Here is a 25,196-nt window from a genome sequence, read left to right on the forward strand (position 1 = left end):
GGAGGGGAATTCGCCATGGGCATGAAGGCCAGGCTCGCGCTGGGCGCCGTCGTGGGGATCGCCGTCATCGGCGCCGTGTCCGCGAACGCGGGCAGCAACGGCAAGGGCGGCGACGGCTTCGGCGGACACGGCGAGGACGCGTCCGCCTCCGCCGGGCACCAACCCGGTGGCACGAAGGGCTCGGGGAAGGGCTCAGGAAAGAGCACGGGGGACGGTGAGGCCGGCGCCGAGAAGGCCGCGCTCGCCGGGGACGGTGACTTCCGGGTCGGTTCCGACGTGAAGCCGGGCACGTACCGCACGCGCGGCAACACCGACGGCATGTGCTACTGGGAGCGCGCCAAGGACGCCTCGGGCGGGACCGGCTCCCTGATCGCCAACGACAGCGTCAGCGGCACGAGTTACGTGACCGTCAAGGCCACCGACAAGATCTTCAAATCCAGCGGCTGCAAGGACTGGGAGGCCGTCGGCCCCGGGGCGAAGGGCACCCCCGCCACCTCGATGGCCGGCGACGGGGGCATGTTCAAGGTCGGCACGGACATCGCGCCGGGCACCTACCGGTCGACCGGGAACAAGGACGGCTCCTGCTACTGGGAGCGCGCCAAGGACGCCGAGCACGGCGTGGACTCGATCACCGCCAACGACAACGTGACCGGCACCGCCGTCGTGACCATCGGCGCCGGCGACGCCTACTTCAAGACGACCGGCTGCGGCGACTGGAAGAAGGCCTCCTGACCAGGCCCCTCCCGTAACACCGCCGGCCGCTCACACGCTCCATTGTCCGTTCACCCTGTTCCACCCATCCCCTGAAGGACTGTCATGCGCCACTCGTCCCGCGTCGCCACGCTCCTCGCCGTCGCGGCACTCCCGCTGGCCCTCACCGCCTGTTCCTCCGGTTCCTCCGGTTCCTCCGATGCGTCCACCGGCGCCTCCGCGAGCGCCGGGCCGGCCAAGGAGAAGGACGTGAACGCCGGGCCGGCCACCGGTACGCAGCTGAAGCAGGCGCTGGCGCCCGCGTCGGCCTTCCCGGCCGGGCTCACCCTTGAGGCCGACGGCGCCGCGGACAGCGGCGTCCAGTTCGTCTCGCCGTCCGGCAAGAGCACCGGAAAGCCGGACTGCACCCGGCTGGGGGGCACGTCCTGGATCCAGACCACCGGTCTCGAAGGGGGCGTGTCGTTCGCTCAGAACGACTACGCGACCAAGGACAAGACCCAGGAAGTGGCCCAGGAGATCGACGAGTTCCAGGGCGATGCGGCGGCCGCGCTGATGAAGGACCTGCGGTCCGTCGCCGCCGAGTGCGCCACGTTCACGGACACCGAGGCCCACGCCACGGTGAAGGTCACCGGCCGGTCCACGCCCGGACTCGGTGACGAGGCCTACACGATGACCCTGACGAGCGACGCCTGGCAGAACGGCACCACGCTCCTCGCGGTCCGGTCCGGCACCGCCGTGGTCACCGTGCTGTCCACGGCGGGCAGCGACAACGGCGCCGCGTCCGCGCGAAAGGTGACGGCCCAGGTCCTCGGCTCCCTGAAGGACATCAGGACCGCCTGATCCAGGAGCCGGGCCCCCGCCCGCGTACGGCATGGGCGTGAGCCGCGGCCTCCGGGCCGCGGCTCACCCGCGCCCTCACAGCGCGTGCCGCATCCACACGTTGGGCTCGACGTAGACGCCGTACCCGCGCTCCGCCTCGCAGCGGACCGGGACGAGCGCCCCGGGTACCTCGACGTCCCCGGTGGTGTCGAACGGCAGCCCGGTCCAGCGGCGCCACTCCTCCAGTGCGGCGCCGACCGTCATGGAGGCCGGGGCGACGGAGTCGATGGTGCCGCCCACGCGCGCGTGGACGCGCAGCCACGGGTCCTCCGGCAGCCCGTCGGGGCGTACCCGGCAGGCGTACTCGGTCATCGGGGTGTGCGGTTCGAGGTGCTTGGCGCTGGGGCGGACGGGGGCGACGACCTCGCGGAAGCCGTGGGCGCGGGCGTTGTCCCGCATCGCCGAGAGCATGACGGCGGACAGGCCGTGGCCCTGGGCGCGCGGGGCGATGGTGACGGCGATGGCGCTCACGGTGTCCGGGCGGATGCCGCGGCGCAGGTCGGCGAAGGCCCACAGCAGGACCTGGTCCCAGCCCCGCGCGGGCAGCGCGCCCCGGCCCTCGGCGTCGAGGGCGAAGGGCACGCTGAAGGCGTGGGCGAGGATCTCGCCGTGCTCGTCCTCGGCGAACAGCGCGTGCTGCGGCAGTTCGGCGGCGATACGGCCGTAGTGCGCGGTGCCCACGGGGTCGTTGGTGACGAACTCGGGCCAGGTGTCGGCCATCTCGAACACCGCGCGCAGCCGGTCGGGCCGCTCGGCGACACTGCTCACCTTGACGTCCATGACCTTCACGGTAGGCGGCGCCCCGCCCGGCCCGGTACCGGATTTCCCGGCTCACTTCGCCGTGAAGCGCTCCGGCGCCTTCGTCGGGTTGCCGCCGGAGGGGAGTTTCTGGCTCGGGCAGCCGGCGAGGACCTTCTTCATGGCGGCCTTCTCGGCGTCGGTGACCCACAGGCCGTACTTCTTCTTCACGGCGACCTGGGTGGCCACATAGGTGCAGCGGTACGCCCCGTTCGGCGGCAGCCAGGTGGCCGCGTCGCCGTCGCCCTTGCCGCGGTTGGTGCCCGCGTCGACCGCGATGAGGTTGAGGGGGTCGTTGGCCAGCGCGATGCGCTTGCCGGCGTCCCAGTACTCGGCGCCCTTCTGCCAGGCGTCGGAGAGCGGGACGACATGGTCGATGTCGACCTGGCTGGCGCCGCGCCGGTAGGTGATCTCCTTGCCGGAGTAGGGGTCGGGTTCGAGCAGGCCGTACGTGACCCTGCAGCTGCCGCCGGTGGTCTTCACGCTCTTCAGGTCCCGCTTGAGGATGTCGTCGCGGGTGTCGCAGGAGTTGGAGTCGGTGTCGGCCCAGGCGGTGCCGAACCGGGCGCGGGAGTAACCGGTCTTCGGGGCACGCCCCTTGACGGTCAGTGAGTCGACGGCGGCCATGACCGCGCCCCCGCCTCCGGACCGCTCGGGCCCGGAGGCCCCCTTGGTCTTGTCCGTGTTGCAGCCGGCCACGGCGGTCACCACCACCACGGCGGCGGCCGCGACCGCCCCGCCCCTCAGACGCGTCACGGTACGTCCCCCTCGCTCGCTCTCCCCGGCCCGCCCGCGGACACAGGCGGAATCGTTCCTTCCCTTACGGTAACCGCCCTATGACCAGGGGGAGATGGGGCCAAAATGGGCGTATCCACGCAATTCGCGAACGAGTTGGGGCATACGGGGGCCCGCCAGGGGGAGTACGGCCGCGGCTCCTGTGCGCCCGGTCACTCCGCACCCCCGCACGCTCGGCCTTGACGCAGCTCCGGGGTCCGCCCGCTACGACCCGAGGACCGAGGCGAGGAACTCGCCGACCCAGCCCAGCAGTTCGCGGCCGACCAGCGGCTTGCCGCCGACCTTCGCTGGCTTCGGGCGGGGGACGAGCACCTGGTGCACGGCCGGCTTGATGACCGTGCCCGGGTACAGCCGCTTGACGCGCAGTTCCTGGGACTCGCGCAACTCCACGGGCGCGAAGCGGATGTTGGTGCCCTGGAGCACGATCTCGCCGACGCCGCACGCGCGCGCGAGCATCCGCAGTCCGGCCACGAGCAGCAGGTTCTCCACCGGCTCGGGCAGCTTGCCGTAGCGGTCGGTGAGTTCCTCGCGGACGGCCTTGATGTCCTCCTCGCTGTTGGCGGAGGCGATGGCGCGGTAGGCCTGGAGGCGCAGGCGCTCGCCGGGCGCGTAGTCGTGCGGGACGTGCGCGTCGACGGGCAGCTCGATCTTGACTTCGAGCGGGGCCTCCTCCTCGATCTCCCCCGTCTCCAGCTGGCGCCGGTAGTCCGCGACCGCCTCGCCGACCATGCGGACGTACAGGTCGAAGCCGACGCCCGCGATGTGGCCGGACTGCTCGCCGCCGAGCAGATTGCCGGCGCCGCGGATCTCCAGGTCCTTCATGGCCACGTACATGCCCGCGCCCATCTCGGTGTGCTGGGCGATGGTGGCCAGGCGCTCGTGCGCGGTCTCGGTCAGCGGCTTCTCCGGCGGGTACAGGAAGTACGCGTACCCGCGCTCGCGGCCTCGGCCGACGCGGCCGCGCAGCTGGTGCAGCTGGGACAGGCCGAAGGTGTCGCCGCGCTCCACGATGAGGGTGTTGGCGTTGGAGATGTCGATGCCGGACTCGACGATCGTGGTCGAGACGAGCACGTCGAACTTCTTCTCCCAGAAGTCGACGACGACCTGCTCCAGCGCCTGCTCGGACATCTGGCCGTGCGCGGTGGCGATACGGGCCTCGGGGACGATCTCGCGCAGGCGGGCCGCGGCCCGGTCGATGGACTCGACCCGGTTGTGGATGTAGAAGACCTGGCCCTCGCGCAGCAGTTCGCGGCGGATGGCGGCGCCGATCTGCTTCTCCTCGTACGGCCCGACGAAGGTGAGCACCGGGTGGCGCTCCTCGGGCGGGGTGGTGATCGTCGACATCTCGCGGATGCCGGTGACCGCCATCTCCAGGGTGCGCGGGATGGGCGTGGCCGACATGGTCAGCACGTCGACGTTGGCGCGCAGCTTCTTCAGCTGCTCCTTGTGCTCGACGCCGAAGCGCTGCTCCTCGTCGACGATGACCAGGCCGAGGTCCTTGAACCGGGTCTCGGAGGAGAACAGGCGGTGGGTGCCGATGACGACGTCGACCGCGCCGTCCTTGAGGCCCTCCAGGACGGCCTTGGCCTCGGTGTCGGTCTGGAAGCGGGACAGGGCCTTCACGTTGACCGGGAACTGGCCGTACCGCTCGGAGAACGTGCCGAAGTGCTGCTGCACCAGCAGGGTCGTCGGCACGAGGACGGCGACCTGTTTGCCGTCCTGTACGGCCTTGAAGGCGGCCCGCACCGCGATCTCGGTCTTTCCGTAGCCCACGTCGCCGCAGATCAGGCGGTCCATGGGGACCGTCTTCTCCATGTCCTCCTTGACCTCGGCGATGGTGGTGAGCTGGTCCGGGGTCTCGGCGTAGGGGAAGGCGTCCTCCAGCTCGCGCTGCCAGGGTGTGTCGGCGCCGAAGGAGTGGCCGGGGGCGGCCATGCGCGCGCTGTAGAGCTTGATCAGGTCGGCGGCGATCTCCTTGACGGCCTTCTTGGCGCGGGCCTTGGTCTTGGTCCAGTCCGCGCCGCCGAGGCGGTGCAGGGTGGGCGCCTCGCCGCCGACGTACTTGGTGATCTGCTCCAGCTGGTCGGTCGGGATGTACAGCCGGTCGCCGGGCTGGCCGCGTTTGGCGGGCGCGTACTCCACGACGAGGTACTCGCGCGTGGCGCCCTGCACGGTGCGCTGCACCATCTCGATGTAGCGGCCGACGCCGTGCTGTTCGTGGACGATGTAGTCGCCCGCCTCCAGGGTGAGCGGGTCGATGGTCTTGCGGCGGCGGGCCGGCATCCGCGCGCCCTCGCGGCCGGCGGTGCGCTGGCCGGACAGGTCGGTCTCGGTGAGCACGGCGAGCCGCAGGCCCGGGTCCACGAAGCCGTACTCGATCGAGCCGCAGGAGACGTGCACGATCGACGGGGTCGGTTCGGTGAGGTCGGTGTCCAGGCGGGCGGCGATGCCCTCGCCGCCGAGGACCTCGACGGTGCGGGCGGCGGGGCCGTGGCCCTCGGTGACGAACACCGCGCGCCAGCCGTCGGCGAGCCAGCCCTTGGTGTCGGCGAGGGCCCGCGCGGTGTCGCCGCGGTAGGTCTCGGGCGCGTGCATGCCGAGCTTGAGGGTGTCCGCGTCAAGCTCTTCGTCGGCGGCGAACGGTGAGACGGACCACCACATCATGTCCAGCTCGCGCGCGCGGTCGCGGACGTCGGCGATGGACCACAGGGAGGCCGCGCCGACGTCGATCGGGGCCTCGCCGCCGCCGGCGGTGGCCGCCCAGGAGGCCTGGAGGAACTCCTGGGACGTGGCCACGAGGTCGGCGGCGCGCGTGCGGACCCGCTCCGGGTCGCAGACGACGGCCATCGAGCCCTTGGGGAGGACGTCGAGCAGCAGCTCCATGTCGTCCACGAGGACCGGCGCGAGCGACTCCATGCCCTCGACCGCGATGCCCTCGGCGATCTTGTTCAGGAGCTCGCCCAGCTCCGGGTGTTCCTCGGCGAGCGCACGCGCGCGTGCGCGGACGTCGTCGGTGAGGAGCAGTTCGCGGCACGGCGGGGCCCACAGTCCGTGCTCGGCGACTTCGAGGGAGCGCTGGTCGGCGACCTTGAAGTAGCGGATCTCCTCGATGTCGTCGCCCCAGAACTCCACGCGCAGGGGGTGTTCCTCGGTGGGCGGGAAGACGTCCAGGATGCCGCCGCGCACGGCGAACTCGCCGCGCTTCTCGACCAGTTCCACGCGCGCGTAGGCGGCGGCGGCGAGGGCTGCCACGGTGTCGTTCAGGTCGGCGCTCTGCCCGGTCCGCAGGGACACGGGCTCCAGCTCGCCGAGGCCCTTGACCTGCGGCTGGAGCACGGAGCGCACGGGCGCGACGACGACGGAGACCGGGCCGGTCTCGGGGTCGTCGGGGCTGGGGTGGGCCAGGCGCCGCAGGACGGCGAGGCGGCGGCCGACGGTGTCGCTGCGCGGGCTGAGCCGCTCGTGCGGGAGGGTCTCCCAGGAGGGGTACTCCACGACGCCCTCTTCGGGCAGCAGGGAGCGCAGGGCGGCGGCCAGGTCCTCGGCCTCGCGGCCCGTCGCCGTGACGGCCAGCACCGGGCGGCCCGCCTCGCGGGCGAGGGCGGCGACCGCGAAGGGGCGGGCCGCCGGGGGGCCGACGAGGTCGACGTGCATGCGGTTGCCGTCCGCGGCCGCCGTGATCGCTTCCGCGAGGGCGGGGTCCTTGACGAGGGCGTCGAGCAGACCGTGCAGGCTCATGTGGGCTTTCCGTCCGAGGAGTGGGCAACGTCCCCCAGCGTACGACGCTGCCGACGTCGCCGTCGGGCCTGTGGACAACCCGGTGCCGGGGAGTCCCGCAGAACTCCCCGGCACCGGGTCTTTCCCCCGCAACCCCCGTATGCGGTGGTCGTTGGACCAGCTGCGGCAGCTGGTCGGCCCTGTGGCCGCTAGTCCGTCGCGATGGCGTTCAGGACGTTCATGCGGCCCGCGCGGAAGGCCGGGATCAGGGCGGCGAGCAGGCCCACGAAGGCCGAGGCGACGAAGACCGTGATGATCGTCGGCCAGGGGATCTCCAGGATCTTCAGGCCCTGGAGCGCCAGGAGCTTCTGGGCGGTCGCGCCCCAGCCCATGCCCAGGCCGAGGCCGAGCAGGGCGCCGAAGAGGGCGATCACCACGGACTCCAGGCGGATCATGCGGCGCAGCTGGCGGCGGGAGAGTCCGATGGCCCGCATGAGGCCGATCTCCCGGGTCCGCTCGACCACCGACAGGGCCAGGGTGTTCACCACGCCCAGGACGGCGACGATGATCGCGAGGGCGAGGAGGCCGTAGATCATGTTGAGCAGCTGGCCGATCTGGTCCTTCAGCGCCTTCTTGTAGTCGGTCTGGTCGCGCACGGTCAGCTGCGGGAAGTCGTCGTGCAGGGCCGACTTCATCGCCTTGTAGGCGGCCGCCTGCTGTCCGTCCCTGGCGGTGGCGAAGACCATCTGGTCGAGCGGCATCCGGTCGGCGGGGACGTGCTGCGCGAGCGTGGCGATCGATGTGTACAGGGCGCTCTGGTCGATCACGTCGTCGCTGCTGGTGATCGCGCGGACCGTCAGGCGGGCGGCGGATCCGTCCTTGAACGCCACGGTGATCTTCGAGCCGAGGTGGATGCCGTGCGCCCTGGCGAACTTGTCGTGGACGGACATCGAGTCGGGCAGGTAGGCGTCCTTGAGGTCCCCGGCGACGGTCTTCTTGCGCAGGTCGGTCGCGTACGTCGGGTCGGCCGCCGTGATCTCCGTGTCCTTGAGCGTCCGGCCGTCCGGGGTGGTGAGGTCGGCCTGGGCCGGCCGGTACTCGGTGACCCGCGCGAGCTGCGGGGTGGCCCTGAGGAGCTTGACCGCCTGGGGGGCGATGAGCTGCTGGTTGTCCGGCTGGACGATGAAGTCCGTGCCGACGGTCTTGTCGAGCTGGTCGGTGGCGGAGGCGACCATGGAGGAGCCGACCACCGACAGGCAGGCGACCAGGGCCAGGCCGATCATCAGGGCCGCGCCGGTGGCGCCGGTGCGGCGCGGGTTGCGCAGCGCGTTGCGCTCGGCCATGCGGCCCACCGGGCCGAAGACGCGCAGGATGATCGCGCCGAGGATCCGGACCAGGCCGGCGGCGAGCAGCGGGCCGATGACGACGAAGCCGATCAGGGTGGCCACCACGCCGAGGCCCAGCCAGCCGGAGCCGGCCTTCGCCTTGTCGGCGGTGGCGGCGACGTACAGGCTGTAGCCGCCGGCGCCGGTGAGGAGCAGGCCGATCACGGCGCGCAGCAGGCCGGCCTTGGCGTCGGCCGGGGTGCCGGCGTCGCGCAGGGCGGCCATCGGGGAGATCTTGCCGGCCCGCCGGGCGGGCAGGTAGGCGGCGAGGACGGTGACCACGACGCCGAGGAGCAGGCCGACCGTGGGAGTCGTCCAGGCGATGGTCAGGTCGTCGGTGGACAGGTGCATGCCCATCTGGCCCATGAGCTTCATCAGGCCGACCGCGATGCCGACGCCCGCGCCGACGCCGAGCACGGAGCCGATCACCCCGAGCAGCAGGGCCTCGACCAGCACGGACCGGTTGACCTGCTTGCGGGAGGAGCCGATGGCGCGCATCAGGCCGATCTCGCGGGTGCGCTGGGCGACGAGCATCGAGAAGGTGTTGATGATGAGGAAGATGCCGACGAGGAGGGCGATCCCGGCGAAGCCGAGCATCGCGTACTTCATGACGTTCAGGAAGCTCTTGACGCTCTTCTGGTTGGCGTCGGCGACCTCCTTGGCGGTCTGCACCTTGTAGCCGTGGCCGAGGGCGGCCGTGACGTTCTTCTTCAGCTGGTCGTTCGTCACGCCCTGGGCGGCGGTGACGTTGACGTTCGTGTAGACGCCGGTCCGGCCGACCAGGGTCTGCTGGGCGGTCTTCGTGTCCAGGTAGAAGATGGCCGCGCCCGGGTTGGTGACCTTGAAGGCGGCGATGCCGGACACGCGCGCGTGGTGCGTGCCGACGACCGAGATCATGCCGATGTCGGAGCCGATCCTCAGGTGGTGCTTGTCGGCGGTGTCCTCGTCGACCATGACCTGGTCCGGGCCCTTGGGCGCCGCGCCCTTGGTGATCTGCATGGTGCGGGCGTCGTTGCCGTTCCAGCTGCCCACGATGGTCGGGGCGCCGCTGCTCGGCGACAGCTTGTCCTTGTTCGCGTCGATCACGGTGACCGACGTGGAGAACACGGTGCCCTCGGCCGACCGCACGCCCTGGGCACCGCGGACCGTGCCGAGCACGGCGGCCGGCAGGACCGGGGGCCTGCCGGTGCGGGAGGTCGTCTGGCCGGTGTCGGAGGAACTCTTCGCGCTGACCGTCACGTCCGAGGCCGTGGCCTGGAACAGTTTGTCGAAGGTGGTGTTCATCGTGTCGGTGAAGACGAGGGTGCCGCACACGAACGCCACCGACAGCAGGACCGCGACCGCCGAGAGCGCCATCCGGCCCTTGTGCGCGAAGAAGTTGCGCATCGAGGTCTTCAGGACGGTCATGACGTACGTCCCCGGGCGTCGAAGTCCTTCATGCGGTCGAGGACCTGATCGGCCGTCGGCTGGTACATCTCGTCGACGATCCGGCCGTCGGCGAGGTACAGCACGCGGTCCGCGTAGGAGGCGGCCACCGGGTCGTGGGTGACCATCACGATGGTCTGGCCGAGTTCGTCCACGGAACGGCGCAGGAAGCCGAGCACCTCGGCACCCGCGCGCGAGTCGAGGTTTCCGGTCGGCTCGTCCCCGAAGATGATCTCCGGGCGGGCGGCGAGCGCGCGGGCCACGGCGACGCGCTGCTGCTGTCCGCCGGAGAGCTGGGTCGGCCGGTGCCTGAGCCGCCCGGCGAGCCCGACGGTCTCCACCACGCGGTCCAGCCAGGCCCGGTCCGGCTTGCGGCCGGCTATGTCCATGGGCAGCGTGATGTTCTCCAGCGCGTTCAGGGTCGGCAGCAGGTTGAACGCCTGGAAGATGAAGCCGATCCGGTCGCGCCGCAGCTGGGTGAGCTTCTTGTCCTTCAGGCCGGTGATCTCGGTCTCGTCCAGGTAGATCTGCCCGGACGAGACGGTGTCGAGGCCGGCGAGGCAGTGCATCAGGGTGGACTTGCCGGACCCGGAGGGGCCCATGATCGCGGTGAACTGGCCGCGGGCGATGTCCACGTCGACGTGGTCGAGGGCGACGACACGGGTCTCGCCGGACCCGTACGCCTTCACGACCTGCCGCGCCCGCGCGGCAACGGCCGTAGTCCCTCCAGTACCCCCGTGCCTGGGAATGGTCACAGCCGATGTCACGGTATGTCTCCTATGTCGGTTGACAGGTCGGTGCAGGGTGCGCCGCGGTGCGGTGCGTCGTCCTGGGTACGTCGATGAGTCTCGCGGCCGGCGGGGGCGCCGCGCGCTGGTGCGAAGCCCCGTCTTCCCCTGGGGTAAACCCCACCCCCGCCGGTTCGGCCGGCCGCCCCCCAGCGGCGTAAAGCCAGGTTAAGGAACGCTCCCGGCCCGTCTCCTCCTCCGCCCGGACGAACCCTCCCCGAGCCCTGGTACGGAGACACCCCTAGGGGTCCTCCGTCCTGAGGCGGAGGCCGTCTCGGGGTCGTCTCCACCCTTCGACGCCCCGAGCCTCCACCCTCCCGTCGCGTCAGGGTCAAGTCCACGGGCTCGCGGCGGCCTCGCGGCGGCCTCGCGGAACGCAGATGGCTGCAAGGGGCACGGGGTAGGTTCCCCGGGGATCCGGGGATTCCGGCAGCCCGGGACGCATGGGGAGGGATCAGCGGTGGGGAGTACACGGCCCGCGATACGCGGCGGCACCGGCGAGCGGCACGGCACCCGGCGGCGGGGGGCGGTCGTCGCCGCGCTGATGCTGTCGATGGCGCTGGCGGCGCTCGACTCCACCATCGTCTCCACGGCCGTACCGCAGATCGTCGGCGACCTCGGCGGGTTCTCCGTCTTCTCCTGGCTGTTCTCCGGCTACCTGCTCGCCGTGACCGTCTCGCTGCCCGTCTACGGCAAGCTGTCCGACACCTTCGGCCGCAAGCCGGTGCTGGTGGTGGGCTCGGCCGTGTTCCTGCTGGGCTCGCTGCTGTGCGCGGCCGCGTGGAACATGGCGGCGCTGATCGCGTTCCGGGTCGTGCAGGGCCTGGGCGGCGGGGCGTTGCAGGGCACCGTGCAGACCCTGGCCGCCGATCTGTATCCGCTCGCGGAACGCCCGAAGATCCAGTCGAAGCTGTCCACGGTGTGGGCGGTGTCGGCGGTCGCCGGGCCGGGGCTCGGCGGACTGCTCGCCGCGTACGCCGACTGGCGCTGGATCTTCCTGGTCAATCTGCCGATCGGCGCGGCCGCGCTGTGGCTGGTCGTCCGCCATCTGCACGAGCCCGCGCGGGAGTTGCCGCAGAGCGCCGAAGAGGGCACGGGACAGCGGGCACGCGCGCGCGTGGACTGGGCCGGGGCGCTCGCGGTGTTCGCGGCCGGCGGGGTGCTGCTGACGGCGCTGGTGCAGGGCGGGGTCGCCTGGCCGTGGCTGTCGGCGCCCTCGCTCGCGCTGTTCGCGGCGGGCCTCGCGCTGACCGGGGTCGTGGTGTGGGTGGAGCGGCGGGCGGCGCAGCCGATCATCCCGGGGTGGGTGTGGCGGCGCCGGACGATCGCGGCGGTCAACCTGGCGCTCGGCGCGCTGGGGCTGCTGATGGTGGCGCCGAGCGTGTTCCTGCCGACGTACGCGCAGTCGGTGCTCGGACTCGCGCCCGTGGCCGCCGGGTTCGTGCTGTCGGTGTGGACGCTGAGCTGGCCGGTGTCGGCGGCGCTCAGCCAGCACGTCTACCGGCGCATCGGCTTCCGCGACACCGCCCTGCTCGGCATCGGCCTGGCGACGCTCATCCTGTTCGCGTTCCCGTTCCTGCCCTACCCGGGGTCGTGGTGGCAGCCGACGCTGCTGATGCTGCTGCTGGGCGGCGCGCTGGGGCTGTTCCAGCTGCCGCTGATCGTCGGGGTCCAGTCGACGGTGGGCTGGTCGGAGCGGGGCACCACGACCGCGTCCGTGCTGTTCTGCCGGCAGACCGGACAGACCCTCGGCGCCTCGCTGTTCGGTGCCGTCGCCAACGGGGTGCTGGCCGCGCGGCTGGGCGGCGCGGGCGATCTGGACTCCGTCACGCGCGCGTTGAACGCCGGTACGGCCCCGGGCGCGACCCGGCGGGCGATCGCGGACGCGGTGCACGCGGTGTACCTCGGCGCGGCCTGCGCGGCGGCCCTGGCCTTCCTGGTCCTGCTGTTCCTCGCACCGCGGCGGTTCCCGGTCCGCACCGAGTGAGCGCCGGCGCCCGGCCCGGCACGGCTTGGTCGACGCGGGTGACACCCCAGGTCGGAAACGTTTTTGCGAAGTAAGCGCATACCGACCGGCCAGTTCGGCGAAAACGCCGCGCGGCCCGGGTACCCGCGAGTAGCGTGCGGGGCTCCGCCCACCCCCCACCTCCCTGCGGTCCGCCGCCACGGACCCGAGCCACGCAAGGAGCCCCGGGATGTCCCACGACCCGTCGCACCCCCCGCACGCGTCGTACGCGCCGCCCCGCGCGCCGTACGGCCCGCAGCCCCCGTCCCCGCTCACCTACCCCTGGCAGCCCCCGCCCCCCGAACCGGCGCCCGTGCCCCGCCGCCCGCCCCGCGCGCCCGTCGGTCACCACCGCGACCTGCGCGTCCTGCGCGGCGCCTACCGGTGGCAGCGGCGCACCGCCACGCTCACCGCGCTCGGCTACTTCACGCTGTTCCTGGTGCTGTCCGCGGGCGCGCCCGGCGTCATGACCCGCCCGGTCGCCGACGGCATCCCGGCCGGCCTGCTGCTCGCCCTGCTCCAACTGCCCGTCACCTGGCTCGCGATCGCCCTGTACGAGTACACCGCGCGCGTGCACGTCGATCCGCTCGCGGACCGCATCCGCGCGGAGGCCGCGCTGGACGCCCGGCGCGGAGCGGTCCGATGAGCGCGGCCGCCGTCTCCCCCGCCGTGTGGGGCCTCACCGCTTTCAGCGGCCGGACCCAGACCATGTCCCTGGTCGCCTTCTCGGCCGTCGCCACGGTGACCCTGCTGCTGTGCGTGATGACCGGCCCCGACCACGACGACCTCGACGAGTTCTACACCGGCTACGGCTCCCTGTCCCCGCTGCGCAACGGCCTCGCCATCGCCGGCGACTACATCTCCGCGGCCACCGTCCTCGGCACCGGCGGCGTGATCGCCCTGTGCGGCTACGACGGGCTCGTGCTCGCCCTCAGCACGGCGCTGTCGCTGATGCTGCTGATGTTCCTGCTGGCCGAACCGCTGCGCAACGCGGGCCGGTTCACCATGGGCGACGCGCTCGCGCGCCGGCTGCCCGGCCGCTGCGTGCGCGTCACGGCCTGCGCGGTGACCATCGCCGCGCTGCTGCCGCTCATGCTGGTGCAGCTCGCCGGAGCGGGGCAGCTGATGGCGTTCATCCTGGGCTTCTCGGACGCGTCGCTGAAGACCGCGTGCGTCGTGGCGCTGGGCGCCCTGATGATCGCGTACGCGGCGATCGGCGGCATGAAGGGCACCGCCCTGATCCAGATCCTGAAGATCGTGACGCTGGTCGGTTCGGGCGCCGTGGTCGCCGTACTGATCCTGCGCCGCTTCGACTGGGACCCGGGCGCCCTGTTCTCCGCCGCCGCCCGGCGCAGCGGTGCCGGGCCCGCCTTCCTGCACTCCGGGCTGGAGTTCGGCACCTCGGGCCGCTCCCGGCTCGACATGATCGCCTCCGAGCTGACCGTCGTGCTCGGCGGCGCCTGCCTGCCCCACATCACCATGCGCATGTACACCGCCTCCAGCGCCCGCCAGGTACGCCGCTCGATGTCCTGGGCGGTGTCGATCGTCGCCCTGTTCGTGCTGGTCATCACGGTGGTCGGCGTCGGCGCCACCGCGCTGCTCGGACGCGGCGTGATCGCCGGGGCCGATCCGCAGGGCAACACGGCGTATCTGCTGGGCTCCCGGGCGGCGTTCGGGGCGGACGTGTCGGTGCCGGAGACCTTCCTGTTCACCCTGGTCACCACCGCGATCTTCCTGACCCTGCTCGCCTCGGTGGCCGGGATGATCCTCGCCTGTGCCAACTCCCTCGCCCACGACGTCTTCGCCGCGCACGTGCGGGAGATGCCGCCCCGGCGCGAGATGGCCCTCGCGCGCGTGTCCGCGCTCGCGATCGGTGTGCCGACGATCCTGCTCGCCACCCTGGTGCAGCACCACAGCCTGCAGCCCCTGGTGACGCTCTCCTTCTGCCTGGGCGCCTCGGCCCTCGCGCCCGCCCTGGTCTACGGCCTCTTCTGGCGGCGCTACACCCGTGGCGGACTGCTGGCCACGCTGATCGGGGGCACGCTCAGCGTGCTGCTGCTCATGCCGGGCACCAAGCTGGTCTCCGGCTCGCCCCTCGCGGCGTTCCCGCACGCCTCCTTCACCTATTTCCCGTTCACCACGACCGGCATCGTCTCCATCCCGGCCGGCTTCCTGTTCGGCTGGCTCGGCACGCTGGCCTCCGGGCGCGACAAGGCGGAGCAGCAGCGGCGCCAGTACGAGGCGGTGGAGGGCTGGATCCTCGCGGGGGCCGTACGCAGGGGGAATTGACGGAGAGTCAAGTTTTTTCACCACCGAGACATGTGGACGTTCGGTGATGACCAGTTAAACACCAACAGGTGCACGCTTGTTGACGCCTTGTGACTGATACGATCATGCCACTTTTCGGTAGGCTGACGGCGCGTCGTGATGACGCGCGCGGGGGAAGTCTGCAAGGCCCCGTCGCTAAGGAGTGGATGTTGGTCCGCCTGTAGGACTGAGGCCTGTTCCCCCGCGCGACGCGACTTGAAGAGAGTCTCATGACGTCATTGACCCAAGATCCACTCCTGTGGATCTTGATTGTTGTGCTCGCCGCTGCGGTGATCGCAGTACTGCGGGCCAGGAGAACCAACCAGGCTCTCCGAAGAAAGAAGAACGACCTCGAAGCCGGCCTCACCGCCGCCCGCGGCGAGGCCGGCCAACTGCACGCGCACATCACGACGTTGAGCGCGCAGCACGACCACGACCTGGCCGACGTCCGCGCGGACGCCGAGGCGGCGACCAAGGCCGTGCTCAAGTCCGCGATGGGCACCCTGCAGTCCCTCGCGGAGGAGCAACAGCTCCTCCTGGACGGACTGTTGAAGAAGTACGGCGACGACACCGGCGTGCTCGCCGACCTGATGTCCGTCGACCACACCGGCAGTCAGTTCGGCCGCCGCGCCAAGGGCATCTCGGTGCTGTGCGGCGGCTGGCTGGGCCGCCGCGACAGCGCCGCCAGCGTCTACGACGTCGCCCGCAGCGCCCAGGGCCGTATCAAGGACTTCAGCCGCGTCGGCGTCCATTCCCAGGTCAGCATCTCCATCGCGAACAAGGCCGTGGAGCCGGTGGCCGTCGTCCTCGCCGAGCTGCTGGACAACGCGACCAACTACAGCGCCCCCGGTACGCCGGTCGAGGTCAACATCCAGGCCGTGCCCACCGGCGTGTGCTTCATCGTCGACGACGCGGGTCTCGGCATGGACCAGGAGACCAAGGACCGCGCCGCCGCCCTGCTCTCCCCCGAGCGCCCGGTGGACATCACCGCGCTCGGCGACCCGCCCCGGTTCGGCTTCGCCGTCTGCGGCATGCTCGCCGCCCGCTACGGCTTCGCCGTGTCCGTCGGCTCGGTCTCGCCCTACGGCGGTGTGCGCGCAGTGATTCGTGTCCCGGAGGATCTCCTGACCGCCGACGTCCCGCAGCCCGAGCCCGTCCAGGAGCCCGGCGTCGAGGAGGCCCCCGCCCCGCAGCGGCTGGCCCCGGTCCCGGTCGTGGGCCCCTCGCACGTGGTGGGGACCACGCAGGGCGGTCTGCCCAAGCGCCGGCGGCGCAAGGGCCCCGTCCCGGTGGCGGCCGTGCCCGACGCCGCGCCCCTCGCACAGGAAGGCACGTCCGTACCCGCCAGCGAGGTGACGGCGTCGCGGATCGGAGCGTTCGCCCGCGGAACGCAGCTCGGGCGGGACAACACCACGGAAGGACCTCAGAACCAGTGAACACCGACCTGTCGTGGGTGCTGAACGACGTGCTTGAGGTGCGCGGGGCCCGCCACGCCATCCTCGTCTCGGGCGACGGCCTGCTGCTGCAGCGCTCCGACGACATCAGCCGGGACGACGCGGAGACCAACGCAGCCGCGATGAGCTCGATGCAGTCGCTCAGCCGCGCCGTCGCGGGGTTCGTCGGGGCGGGTCACGGGATCTGGAAGCAGACGCTGCTGGAGTACGACGGCGGCTGGATCTTCCTCAGCGCCGCCGGCCAGGGATCCTACCTGGCGGTCTCGGCCGCGCTGGACGTCGACATGGAGGCGGTGTCGTTCCGGATGCAGAAGACGGTGAACGCCCTCAGCAAGGCGATGAGCGTGGCGCCCCGCTCGGAGAGCGGTGCCCGCTCATGAGGACGCCCGGCGAGGAAGCAGTCACCAGCGACTTCGTCCGCTCCTATGTCATCACCGGCGGCCGGAGCCTGCCCACCTCCGAGGACCTCGCCCTGCACAGCCTCGTCACCCTGGCTCCCGAGCGGACCCTTCCGCTGGGGGCCGGCCCCGAGGTCAGGGCGATCTGGGAGCTGGTCTCGGGGGGATACCTGTCCGTCGCCGAGGTGGCCGGCCACCTCGAACTGCCCGTCGGCGTCGTCCGGCTGCTGCTGACCGACTTATCGGCACAGGGGCACCTGCTGCTGCGCGCCGCCCCGCCCCGACACCAGAACGTAGACAGAGCGACCCTCGAAAAGGTTCTGAATGGACTCCAATCCCTCATCGGCTGAGACGGCGGACGGGAGCCCAGGCGGCTCCATCTACGTCTCCAGCGAGGTGACCAGCGCGGCGAAGATCCTGGTGGTCGGGCACTTCGCCGTGGGCAAGACGACCTTGATCGGCTCGCTGTCGGAGATCACCCCGCTGCGCACCGAGGAGAAGATGACACAGGCGTCGCTCCACGTGGACGACCTGCACGGCGTGACGGGCAAGACCACGACCACCGTGGCCCTGGACTTCGGCCGGCTGACGCTGAGCGACGAACTCGTGCTGTACCTGTTCGGCACCCCGGGCCAGCAGCGGTTCATGCAGCTGTGGGAGGACATGGCCCGCGGCGCGCTCGGCGCCCTGCTGCTGGTCGACCCCGGCCGGCTGGAGGAGACGTTCCCCGTCATCGACCTCATCGAGAGCTACGGGCTGGAATACGCCATCGCGGTCAACACCTTCGAGGCCGACCGGGTCTACGCCGAGGAGGAGGTCCGCGAGGCGCTCGACCTGCTCCCGGACACCCCGGTCGTCTACTGCGACGCCCGCGACCGCCAGTCCTCCGGCCACGCGCTGATCGCGCTGGTCCGTCATCTGCTCGACCGCGCGGCCTGACCAGCCCGCCGGCCCACCCCCGGCCCTCGCGCCGGGACCTGGAGGAAGAAGTTTCATGGACAGCCCGATCGCATCCGCCGCCGTCGGTGGCAGATGCCCCATGCACGACGCCACGTTCGCCGCCGACCCGCACGAGGTCTACGACCGGCTGCGCGCGAAGGGCCCGGCCGGCCCCGTCGAACTCGCGCCCGGTGTCGACGCCACCCTGGTCGTCGGGTACGAGACGGCGCTGCGCGTCCTGCAGAACCCCACGCTCTTCGCCCGCGACGCCCGCCGCTGGAAAGCCCTCAACGAGGGGCGCATCGGCATGGACAACCCGGTCCTGCCGATGATGGCGTACCGGCCCAACTGCCTGTTCACGGACGGCGCGGTGCACCTGCGGCTGCGCAAGGCCGTCACCGACAGCCTGGCGCGGCTCAACATCAGCCGGATCCGCCGCGACGTCGAGCCGATCGCCGACTACCTGATCGACCAGTTCAGCGAGCGCGGCCGGGCCGACCTGCTCAACGACTACGCCAAGCTGCTGCCGCTGCTGCTGTTCAACAAGCTCTTCGGCTGCCCGGCGGACATCGGCGACACCCTCACCAGCGCCATGTCGGCGATCTTCGACGGCAAGGACGCGGTGCGCGCCAACGAGGAACTCACCGCCTGCCTCATGGCGTTGATCGCCCTCAAGCGCCGCCAGCCCGGCGACGACGTCACCTCCTGGCTCATCCAGCACCCGGCGGGCCTGACCGACGAGGAGCTCAAGGACCAGCTGGTCATGCTGATGGGCGCGGGCGTCGAACCCGAGCGCAACCTCATCGGCAACGCCCTGCTCCTGCTGCTCGCGCCCGACGAGGACCAGGGCGCCGGCATGCTGGTGGAGGAGGCGATCGACCATGTGCTGTGGCACCAGACGCCGATCGCCAACTACGCCACCCACTACCCGCTCCAGGACGTCGACCTCGGGGGCGTGGTGGCCGGGGCGGGCACCCCGGTCGTCATCAGCTTCGCCGCCGCCAACAGCGACCCCACGCTGAGCGAGGCCCGGCGCGCCCACGGCAAGGGCGCCCACCTGGCCTGGGGCGCGGGCCCGCACGCCTGCCCGGCCAAGGACCCGGCACAGGTCATCGCCGTCACGGCGGTCGAACGGCTGCTCAACGCGCTGCCCGACCTGACCCTGGTCGTCCCCGAGAAGGACCTCCAGTGGCGGCCGGGCCCCTTCCACCGGGCGCTGGTCGCCATGCCGGTGGCGTTCAGCCCCGCGCCGGCCACCCGGATGGCGGCGCACCTCCAGAGCCGGTCCGCGCACGTCCCGGCGGAGCAGCCGCACCCGGTCGCGCCGGCCGCCGCGTCCACGCGTCAGGAACCGGCCAGGAAGAAGGGTTTCTGGAGCTCCTTCCTGGACATTTTCCGTGTCTGACACGGAACCGGACGCCGTACTTGTGGCGGAAAAGTGACGGCGGTGAAATCCAGCCACGGCATGTGACAGGAGCAACACACAGAGGCGCATGATGCGGGGGAGGGGAAGGGTAGGTTCCGGCGGTATCGGTAGCGTCCACGCCACAAAGGAGCTTCGCGTGACCGCCGTTGGCGACATACGCGGTACCACGACCGACCGCCGGGCCGTCATCTCCCTTCTCCGTCGCCTGCGTTCTGCCGAGGGGCAGTCCAACCCCCGCCCCGTCTGGGCCGATTTACGCGCTCTGGGCGATGTGGTGCCCGCCCCTTGGGGCGGCTTCTTCGTCACCGGATTCGACGCCTGCGACCAGGTCCTGCGCGGCAGGAACTGGCTGACCCCGGACTTCGCCTGGCAGCAGCGCCAGTCCGACGCCGAGCGTTGGCATGCGCCTGCCACCCAGGAGATGACCCGGACCCTCTCCCGGCTCAACGCGCCCGCTCACACGAGTCAGCGCCGCGCCCTGGGCAACCTCTTCGACCGGCGCACGCTGGAGGTCATGGAGCCCCAGGTCACCGCCCACGTCACCCGGCTCCTGGACCGCCTCGACGACGAACTGCGCAGCCGGGGCGAGGCCGACTTCGCCGCCGTCGTCGGCGAACAGCTCCCCATCCACACCGTCGGCCGGTGGCTCGCCATCCCGGAGGAGCACTATCCGCGCATCCTGAGCTTCACCCACCGCCAGGTGCACGCCCAGGAACTGCTGCCGACCAAGAGCGAACTCGCCGTGTCCGCCGAGGCCACCCTGGAGATGCGGGCCTTCTTCACCCGCCTGATCAGCGAGCGGCGCGCCCGCCCCGGGGACGACGTCCTGTCCGGCTGGATCCGCTACTGGGACGCCGTGCACGCGGGCGACCGCGCGGCCGCCGACCAGATCCTCTACGACCTGACGATGTTCGTCACCATCGCCTCCCTGGAGACCACGGCGACCCTGCTGACCAACGCCGTCTGGCTGCTGACCGGCGAGCCCGCCCGGGCCGAACGGCTGCGCCGCCGGCCCGAGGACCTCGACGACGCCATCGACGAGGTCCTGCGCTACGACCCGCCGATCCACCTCAACTCCCGTGTCGCCGCGGACGACACCGTCCTCGCCGGGGTGCCGATCGCCAGGGACACCGCCGTCCACGTCCTGTACGGCGCCGCGAACCACGACCCCCGCCGCAACCCCGAGCCCCACGTCTTCGACATCCGGCGCCGCGGCAGCCACCTCACCTTCGGCGGCGGCGCGCACTACTGCCTCGGCGCGGCCCTCGCGCGGCTGGAGGCCCGGGTCCTGCTCACCGAACTGCTGCGCCGCTTCCCCGCGTTGCGGCCCGCCCAGCCACCCGTCTACGCCCCTCGTATGGTCTTCAGACGCGCCGCCTCCCTGAAAGTGACGACATGACGACCGCCCCGCCCCTCACCGCGCTCCCGGCCGGCCGGACACTCAAGACCCTGCGCGCCGACCGGCAGGGTCCCGTGCTGACCATCGAGCTGAACGTCCCCGAACAGGGCAACGCCGTCACCGACGCGATGCTGGACGACCTGCTGACCGTCCTCGGCGACGAGGACCCCGCGATTCGGGTCCTGGTGCTCCGCGCGGCCGGCCCCGACTTCTGTCTCGGCGGCGACCGGAGCGAGTTCGCCGAGCACCTCGCCGCCGACCCCACGGCGAGCGGCATCCGGCTCTCCGGCACCAAGGCGCGCCGCGTCTGCGACGCGCTCACCGCCAACCCCGCCGTCACCATCGCACGCGTGCAGGGCAAGGCCATCGGCGCCGGCCTCGCCCTGGCCCTCGCCTGCGACCTGCGGGTCGGCGCCGACGACGCGACCTTCCGCCTCCCCGAGCTCGCCCTCGGCCTGCCCACCGCCTGGGGCGGCCTGCTCCCGCGCCTGATCAGCGAGGTCGGCGCCGCCCGCGTGCGCGAACTCATCCTCACCGGACGCGTCTTCGACGCCACGGAGGCCGCGGCCCTGTCCGTCCTCCAGAAGACCGTCCCCGCCCACGAACTCGACGCGGCCGTCAGCGCCTGGGCCAGGCCCATCGTCCGCCGTCCCCCGACCGCCCTGAGGGTCACCAAGACCCTCCTCAACTCCCTGAGCGCCCCGACCCGCCTCGCCGACGCCTCCGCCTTCGACGCCGAGCTGATGGCGGCGGTGGTGGCGGAACAGTTCCGGTCCCGATCCCACGAGACCGGCTGACCGCAACTAGTCCACCGCTCGCCCCGTCAGCATCATCAGGCGGTTGCGCACGGTGTCCATCTGCGCGTGCACGACGTCCCAGGTCTCGCCGTGCTCGCGCAGCACCTGCTCGGTCTCGCCGGCGATGCGTTCCTCGCGCACGCGCGCGTGCGCGAGGATCTCGGCGGCACGCACGCGTGCCTCCTCCTGGTCGCGGACCGCCGCCTCCTCGGCCTCCCGCAGGGCCCGCTCGGCCGCGGCCAGTTCGGCCTCGGCCCGGCTCATCCGCTCGGTGTACCGCGCGTCCAGCGCGGCGGCCCGCTCGGCCTCCACGCGCTCCACCTCGGCCCAGCGCTCGGTGTGCTCCCGGGACTGCTCGCCGAGCATGCCGGTGGCGCGCTGCCGTACCTCGCGCACCGCCGCGAGCGCCTCCGTACGCCCCGCCTTCACCGCCCGCCGGCTGCCGATGCGGTAGTCGTCGGCCTCGGCGCGTGCGGCGAGAAGGAGCCGCTGGGCGTAATCGTCGGCTTCCGCGCGGAGCGCGTCCGCGGCGTCCCGCGCCTCCTGAAGGGCACGCGCCGCGTCCGCCTCGGCCTGCGCGACCCGCTTCTCCGCCTCACGCCGCGCGCGTTTCCTGAGGTCCGCCGCCTCCTCCTGCACGACCTGGAACAGGCGCCGCGCGGAGTCCCCGAGCGTCTCGTACGTCTGCGGCGCGAGCTGCGCGACGACCTCGCGCGCCCGGGCGGCCTCCTCCCCCATCTCCCGGGCGAGCACGGTCAGCCGCGCGGCGCGTTCCCACGCGGCGTCCCGGTCGTCGAACAGCGCCCGCACGAAGGCGTCCACCTGATCCGGGCGGTAGCCGCGCCCCCGGACGGTCACGAAGCCGTGCGGCGGCATCGATGCACTGGTCACCGTGGGAACCCCTCTCCACCAGACATCCACGACATACCCGTCAGGTTGATTTCGCGCACATCTTGATGGATCGGGCGTAAGTGTTCATAACGCGACACTCCGCAGTCACGTCACGCTCGAATACCCGCACACCGCGATCGGCGTCGTACGGACGGCCGTTCGCGGCAGCTGGTCGGCACGGCGGACGACCACACCGCGAACCCGTTCGGCCGACGGGCGCCCGGGCGGAACGCGGACCGGCCGCACAACGCGGGATGCCCTCCACGCACGCGTGAAGGGCATCCCGAATTCACCACCGGACGGCGTTCGCTACAGCAGGCCGTCCCACATCTGCTCCAGCAGCACCGACCACCAGCTCTCCGGCGAACCGAGCGCCGCCGGGTCCAGCGCGGCCAGCTGCGCCTGGAAGTCGACGGTCCAGCGGCCCGCCTGCTCCTGGTTGAGGCCGTACCGCAGCCGCCACATCCGGCCCAGCAGCGCCAGACAGCGCGCGAGCTCCGGCAGCCCGGTGTTCACGAACTGCGGCGGCACCGGAGCACCGCCCGGCCCCGCCTCCACGGGGACGGCGACGATGTTCGCCGTGCCGTACTGCACACAGATCGCCCGGCCGAAGTCGGTGCCCATCACGAGGTACGAGCCCGCGTCCGCCGCCGGCTGCACCCCCCGCTCGGCCGCCAGCTCCGCCAGCGTCGGCACCGGCCGGCCCGGCTGGGCCTGCGCCCAGAAGAACGGCCCCATGTCCACCGGCAGCCCGGCCACCACCAGCGTGTGCGCCACGACCGGCGGCACGCCCTGCCGCGACACCGCCTGCTGCTCGAACCGGAACACCGCCGGCCCGAACGCCGCCGCCAGCTCCTGCGCGATCCCCTCCGGCGGCAGGGGCGGCACGGCCTGCACCGGCGGCAGCGGCGCCCGCAGCGGCGCGGGCCGCGCGGGCCCGTCCGCCACCTGGTGCAACTCGCCCTGGTGCGCCAGCAACTGCTGCATCCCCTGCTGCCGGCTCGCGTGGTCCGTGCCGTACGGCGCGATGCTCGCGATGCGCGCCTGCGGCCACTGCTCCCGGATCATCCGCGCGCAGTAGGCACCCGGCAGCTCGCACGACTCCAGCTCCGTGTGCAGCTCCAGCACCTGGTCCGACGGCACGTTCATCGCCCGCAGCTCATGGAAGATCTGCCACTCCGGATGCGGCGTGCCCGGCGCCGAACGCCGGATCAGCTGCTGCTCCGAACCGTCCTGCGCGCGGTAGCGCAGCACGGCCTGGTAGCCGGGGCCGACCGTCGGCTGCCCCTGCGGCGGATACCCGTACGCCGGCGGCTGCCCCGGAACGGGCCCGCCCGGCGGCATCGGCTGCGGGGCGCCCGGCGGCATCCCGGGGGCGCCCGGAGAGGGCGGGGCAGGCGGGGCGGGCGGCACAGGCGCGCCCGGTCCGCCCACCGGCGGGGCGGCCAGCATGGTCTCCGCCTGGTGCACGGCACCCCGGCCGCCACCGGGCGCACCGGGACCGCCCGGAGGCTGCGGCACGCCGGGTGCGCCAGGAGCCCCGGGGGCTCCGGGGGCTCCGGGGGCTCCCGGAGGCTGGGGCGCGCCGGGCGCGGGAGGCATGCCCGGGACACCCGGAGCTCCAGGGGCGCCCGGAGGCTGCGGTGCGCCGCCGCCCAGCTGGCTGGGGTCGGCCAGCATCGTGGCCGCCTGGTGCACGTTGCCTCCGGGCGGGGCAGGCGGGTTGGGGGCGCCCGGCGCGTTCGGCGTGCCCGGAGCGCCCGGGCCCTGGAGCCCCTCCGGCCCGAGCGCCGGCGCGAACTGCGTCGGTACATACGCGTTCGCGGACGCGCTCGGCGCGGGCGGCGGCGTCGCACCCCCCGGGCGCGCGCCCGGCGTGCCCGGAGCACCTGGCGGCGGAGGCGGCGCACCCGCGCCACCGCGCGCCTTCCTCGGCGGCGGCGCGGCCTTGCTCGTCGCGGCGTCCGCGATGTCCCCGGCGTTCGGCGCGAGCGACCGCCCGGACGTGCCGGAGTCCGCCGACATCAGCGACGCGTCCGGAGCGCCGCCCGGCGCCTGCGGATAGCCGTACGAGGGGGCGCCCGGAGGCGGCGCAGGCATGTGGGCGCCCGGAGGCGGGAACGGGGCACCGGGCGCCGGTGCCTGGGCCGGTACGCCCGGCGGCGGCGTGCCGGGTGCGCCCGGCGCCTGCGGGTAGCCGTACGGCGCCGTACCGGGCGGCGGGGGCGGGGGCGTGCTGGTCTGCGCGGCACCCGGCACGGCCGGAGCCGCGGGCACCCCGGGTGCACCGGGCGCCCCCGGCGCTCCAGCGGGAGCGGGCGGACCGCCCTGCGTGCCCGGCAGCCGGGAAGCGTCGAGCGCCGGGGCGACCGCCGTCGGCGGCAGCTGGCTGCCCCCCGACATCAGCGCCGTCTTCGCCTCCGGCGTGGACGCCGGAGGCCGGGGAACGTCGGGCTCGCTCAGCGGCGGCGCGAACACCGTCGCGGGCAGCGGCACGGAACGGTCGTCCTCACCCGGGTCCGCGTTGGTGTCCGTACCCGCCCACGGCGTCGCGCCCACCGGCACATCGGCAGCAGGCGCACCCGCGGGAGGCGCGGCCGCAGGGGGCGCGGCGGCCGGCACCCCGGCCTGCGTCTGCGCCGGCCCCGCACCACCGGCAGCCGAAACCCCGGCACCGGACCCGGGCTCCGGACGCCGTTCGCCGATGCCCATCTTGTCCGCCGCCTCCTGCAACCACTCCGGCGGAGTCAGCAGGAACGACGTCTGGTTCAGGTCGACACGGGCGGGCGCCGGCGCCGGTGCCGCGCCCTGCGGGCCGTCGGGCCCGCCGTACTCCTCCTCGAAGCGGCGGATCACCTCACCCACCGGCAGCGCCGGCCACAGCGTCGCCTCCCCGCTGTCGCGGGCGATGACGAGCCGCTGCGCACCCCCGTCCGAACGCGGGCCCTCCGCCCGGTCCTCGCCCCACACCACGAACCCCAGCTCGAACTCCCGCACCCGCACCTCACGATGCTGGTACGCGGGCACGTCGCCGTTGATCCACTCCTCGGCGCGCTCCTGCGCCTGCGCGTAGGTCACCATC

General features: G+C 72.6%; 19 protein-coding genes. 12 read left to right on the plus strand and 7 right to left on the minus strand.

What is annotated here, in order from left to right; translation table 11 throughout:
* Positions 1 to 15 precede the first annotated feature (15 nt).
* Both ACFC8N_RS07425 and ACFC8N_RS07430 read left to right on the plus strand, forming a co-directional pair.
* Entirely contained in the window at positions 16 to 732 is a 717-nt protein-coding gene (locus ACFC8N_RS07425; protein WP_376287283.1) for a hypothetical protein, read from the plus strand.
* Between the two features lie 84 nt (positions 733 to 816).
* On the plus strand, positions 817 to 1,551 hold the full coding sequence (locus ACFC8N_RS07430) for a hypothetical protein (protein ID WP_376287285.1): 735 nt from the start codon (positions 817 to 819) through the stop codon (positions 1,549 to 1,551).
* Positions 1,552 to 1,626: 75 nt separating this feature from the next.
* On the opposite strand, the gene ACFC8N_RS07435 is transcribed toward ACFC8N_RS07430, so the two are convergent.
* From ACFC8N_RS07435 to ACFC8N_RS07455, 5 genes are all read right to left on the minus strand, one after another.
* Positions 1,627 to 2,370 carry an N-acetyltransferase gene (locus ACFC8N_RS07435; protein ID WP_376287288.1) on the minus strand — a complete coding sequence of 248 codons (744 nt, stop codon included), beginning with the start codon at positions 2,368 to 2,370 and terminating at the stop codon, positions 1,627 to 1,629.
* 51 nt (positions 2,371 to 2,421) lie between these two features.
* Positions 2,422 to 3,144, minus strand: a complete 723-nt coding sequence (locus ACFC8N_RS07440) for an HNH endonuclease family protein (protein WP_356027185.1) — start codon at positions 3,142 to 3,144, stop codon at positions 2,422 to 2,424.
* 243 nt (positions 3,145 to 3,387) lie between these two features.
* Positions 3,388 to 6,921, minus strand: a complete 3,534-nt coding sequence (gene mfd / locus ACFC8N_RS07445; RefSeq protein ID WP_376287292.1) for a transcription-repair coupling factor — start codon at positions 6,919 to 6,921, stop codon at positions 3,388 to 3,390.
* Positions 6,922 to 7,109: 188 nt separating this feature from the next.
* On the minus strand, positions 7,110 to 9,692 hold the full coding sequence (locus ACFC8N_RS07450; RefSeq protein WP_376287294.1) for an ABC transporter permease: 2,583 nt from the start codon (positions 9,690 to 9,692) through the stop codon (positions 7,110 to 7,112).
* Entirely contained in the window at positions 9,689 to 10,477 is a 789-nt protein-coding gene (locus ACFC8N_RS07455; protein ID WP_071374676.1) for an ABC transporter ATP-binding protein, read from the minus strand. Before ACFC8N_RS07455 ends, ACFC8N_RS07450 begins: the two co-directional genes overlap by 4 nt.
* Before the next feature lie 481 nt (positions 10,478 to 10,958).
* Between ACFC8N_RS07455 and ACFC8N_RS07460 the strand changes: the two genes are divergently transcribed.
* The 10 genes from ACFC8N_RS07460 to ACFC8N_RS07505 all read left to right on the plus strand — a co-directional run bounded on the left by ACFC8N_RS07460 (position 10,959) and on the right by ACFC8N_RS07505 (position 21,223).
* Positions 10,959 to 12,485 carry an MFS transporter gene (locus tag ACFC8N_RS07460; RefSeq protein WP_356027179.1) on the plus strand — a complete coding sequence of 509 codons (1,527 nt, stop codon included), beginning with the start codon at positions 10,959 to 10,961 and terminating at the stop codon, positions 12,483 to 12,485.
* A 208-nt stretch (positions 12,486 to 12,693) separates the two neighbouring features.
* Positions 12,694 to 13,149, plus strand: coding sequence for a DUF485 domain-containing protein (locus tag ACFC8N_RS07465; protein ID WP_376287298.1), 456 nt, complete (start codon positions 12,694 to 12,696; stop codon positions 13,147 to 13,149).
* Positions 13,146 to 14,792, plus strand: coding sequence for a cation acetate symporter (locus ACFC8N_RS07470; RefSeq protein WP_356027175.1), 1,647 nt, complete (start codon positions 13,146 to 13,148; stop codon positions 14,790 to 14,792). The genes ACFC8N_RS07465 and ACFC8N_RS07470 overlap by 4 nt, the downstream gene beginning before the upstream one ends.
* Before the next feature lie 248 nt (positions 14,793 to 15,040).
* Entirely contained in the window at positions 15,041 to 16,246 is a 1,206-nt protein-coding gene (locus tag ACFC8N_RS07475) for an ATP-binding protein (RefSeq protein WP_356027173.1), read from the plus strand.
* Entirely contained in the window at positions 16,243 to 16,644 is a 402-nt protein-coding gene (locus tag ACFC8N_RS07480) for a roadblock/LC7 domain-containing protein (RefSeq protein ID WP_356027171.1), read from the plus strand. Before ACFC8N_RS07475 ends, ACFC8N_RS07480 begins: the two co-directional genes overlap by 4 nt.
* Entirely contained in the window at positions 16,641 to 17,012 is a 372-nt protein-coding gene (locus ACFC8N_RS07485) for a DUF742 domain-containing protein (protein ID WP_356027169.1), read from the plus strand. The genes ACFC8N_RS07480 and ACFC8N_RS07485 overlap by 4 nt, the downstream gene beginning before the upstream one ends.
* Positions 16,987 to 17,601 carry an ATP/GTP-binding protein gene (locus tag ACFC8N_RS07490; RefSeq protein WP_356027166.1) on the plus strand — a complete coding sequence of 205 codons (615 nt, stop codon included), beginning with the start codon at positions 16,987 to 16,989 and terminating at the stop codon, positions 17,599 to 17,601. Before ACFC8N_RS07485 ends, ACFC8N_RS07490 begins: the two co-directional genes overlap by 26 nt.
* Before the next feature lie 100 nt (positions 17,602 to 17,701).
* Positions 17,702 to 19,006 carry a cytochrome P450 gene (locus tag ACFC8N_RS07495; protein WP_376287725.1) on the plus strand — a complete coding sequence of 435 codons (1,305 nt, stop codon included), beginning with the start codon at positions 17,702 to 17,704 and terminating at the stop codon, positions 19,004 to 19,006.
* Positions 19,007 to 19,163: 157 nt separating this feature from the next.
* Positions 19,164 to 20,426: a cytochrome P450 gene (locus ACFC8N_RS07500; protein WP_356027164.1), complete on the plus strand. Its 1,263-nt coding sequence runs from the start codon at positions 19,164 to 19,166 to the stop codon at positions 20,424 to 20,426.
* Positions 20,423 to 21,223, plus strand: coding sequence for an enoyl-CoA hydratase/isomerase family protein (locus ACFC8N_RS07505; RefSeq protein ID WP_356027162.1), 801 nt, complete (start codon positions 20,423 to 20,425; stop codon positions 21,221 to 21,223). The genes ACFC8N_RS07500 and ACFC8N_RS07505 overlap by 4 nt, the downstream gene beginning before the upstream one ends.
* A 6-nt stretch (positions 21,224 to 21,229) precedes the next feature.
* Here ACFC8N_RS07505 and ACFC8N_RS07510 read toward each other — a convergent pair whose 3' ends face one another.
* Together ACFC8N_RS07510 and ACFC8N_RS07515 are read right to left on the minus strand one after the other, a co-directional pair.
* Positions 21,230 to 22,114, minus strand: coding sequence for a cellulose-binding protein (locus ACFC8N_RS07510; protein ID WP_376287303.1), 885 nt, complete (start codon positions 22,112 to 22,114; stop codon positions 21,230 to 21,232).
* 309 nt (positions 22,115 to 22,423) lie between these two features.
* Positions 22,424 to 25,195, minus strand: a complete 2,772-nt coding sequence (locus tag ACFC8N_RS07515) for an SUKH-4 family immunity protein (RefSeq protein ID WP_376287305.1) — start codon at positions 25,193 to 25,195, stop codon at positions 22,424 to 22,426.
* Position 25,196 lies beyond the last annotated feature (1 nt).

Origin of the sequence: Streptomyces sp. NPDC055966 (assembly GCF_042269865.1) — a bacterium.
Classification (GTDB): Bacteria; Actinomycetota; Actinomycetes; order Streptomycetales; family Streptomycetaceae; genus Streptomyces.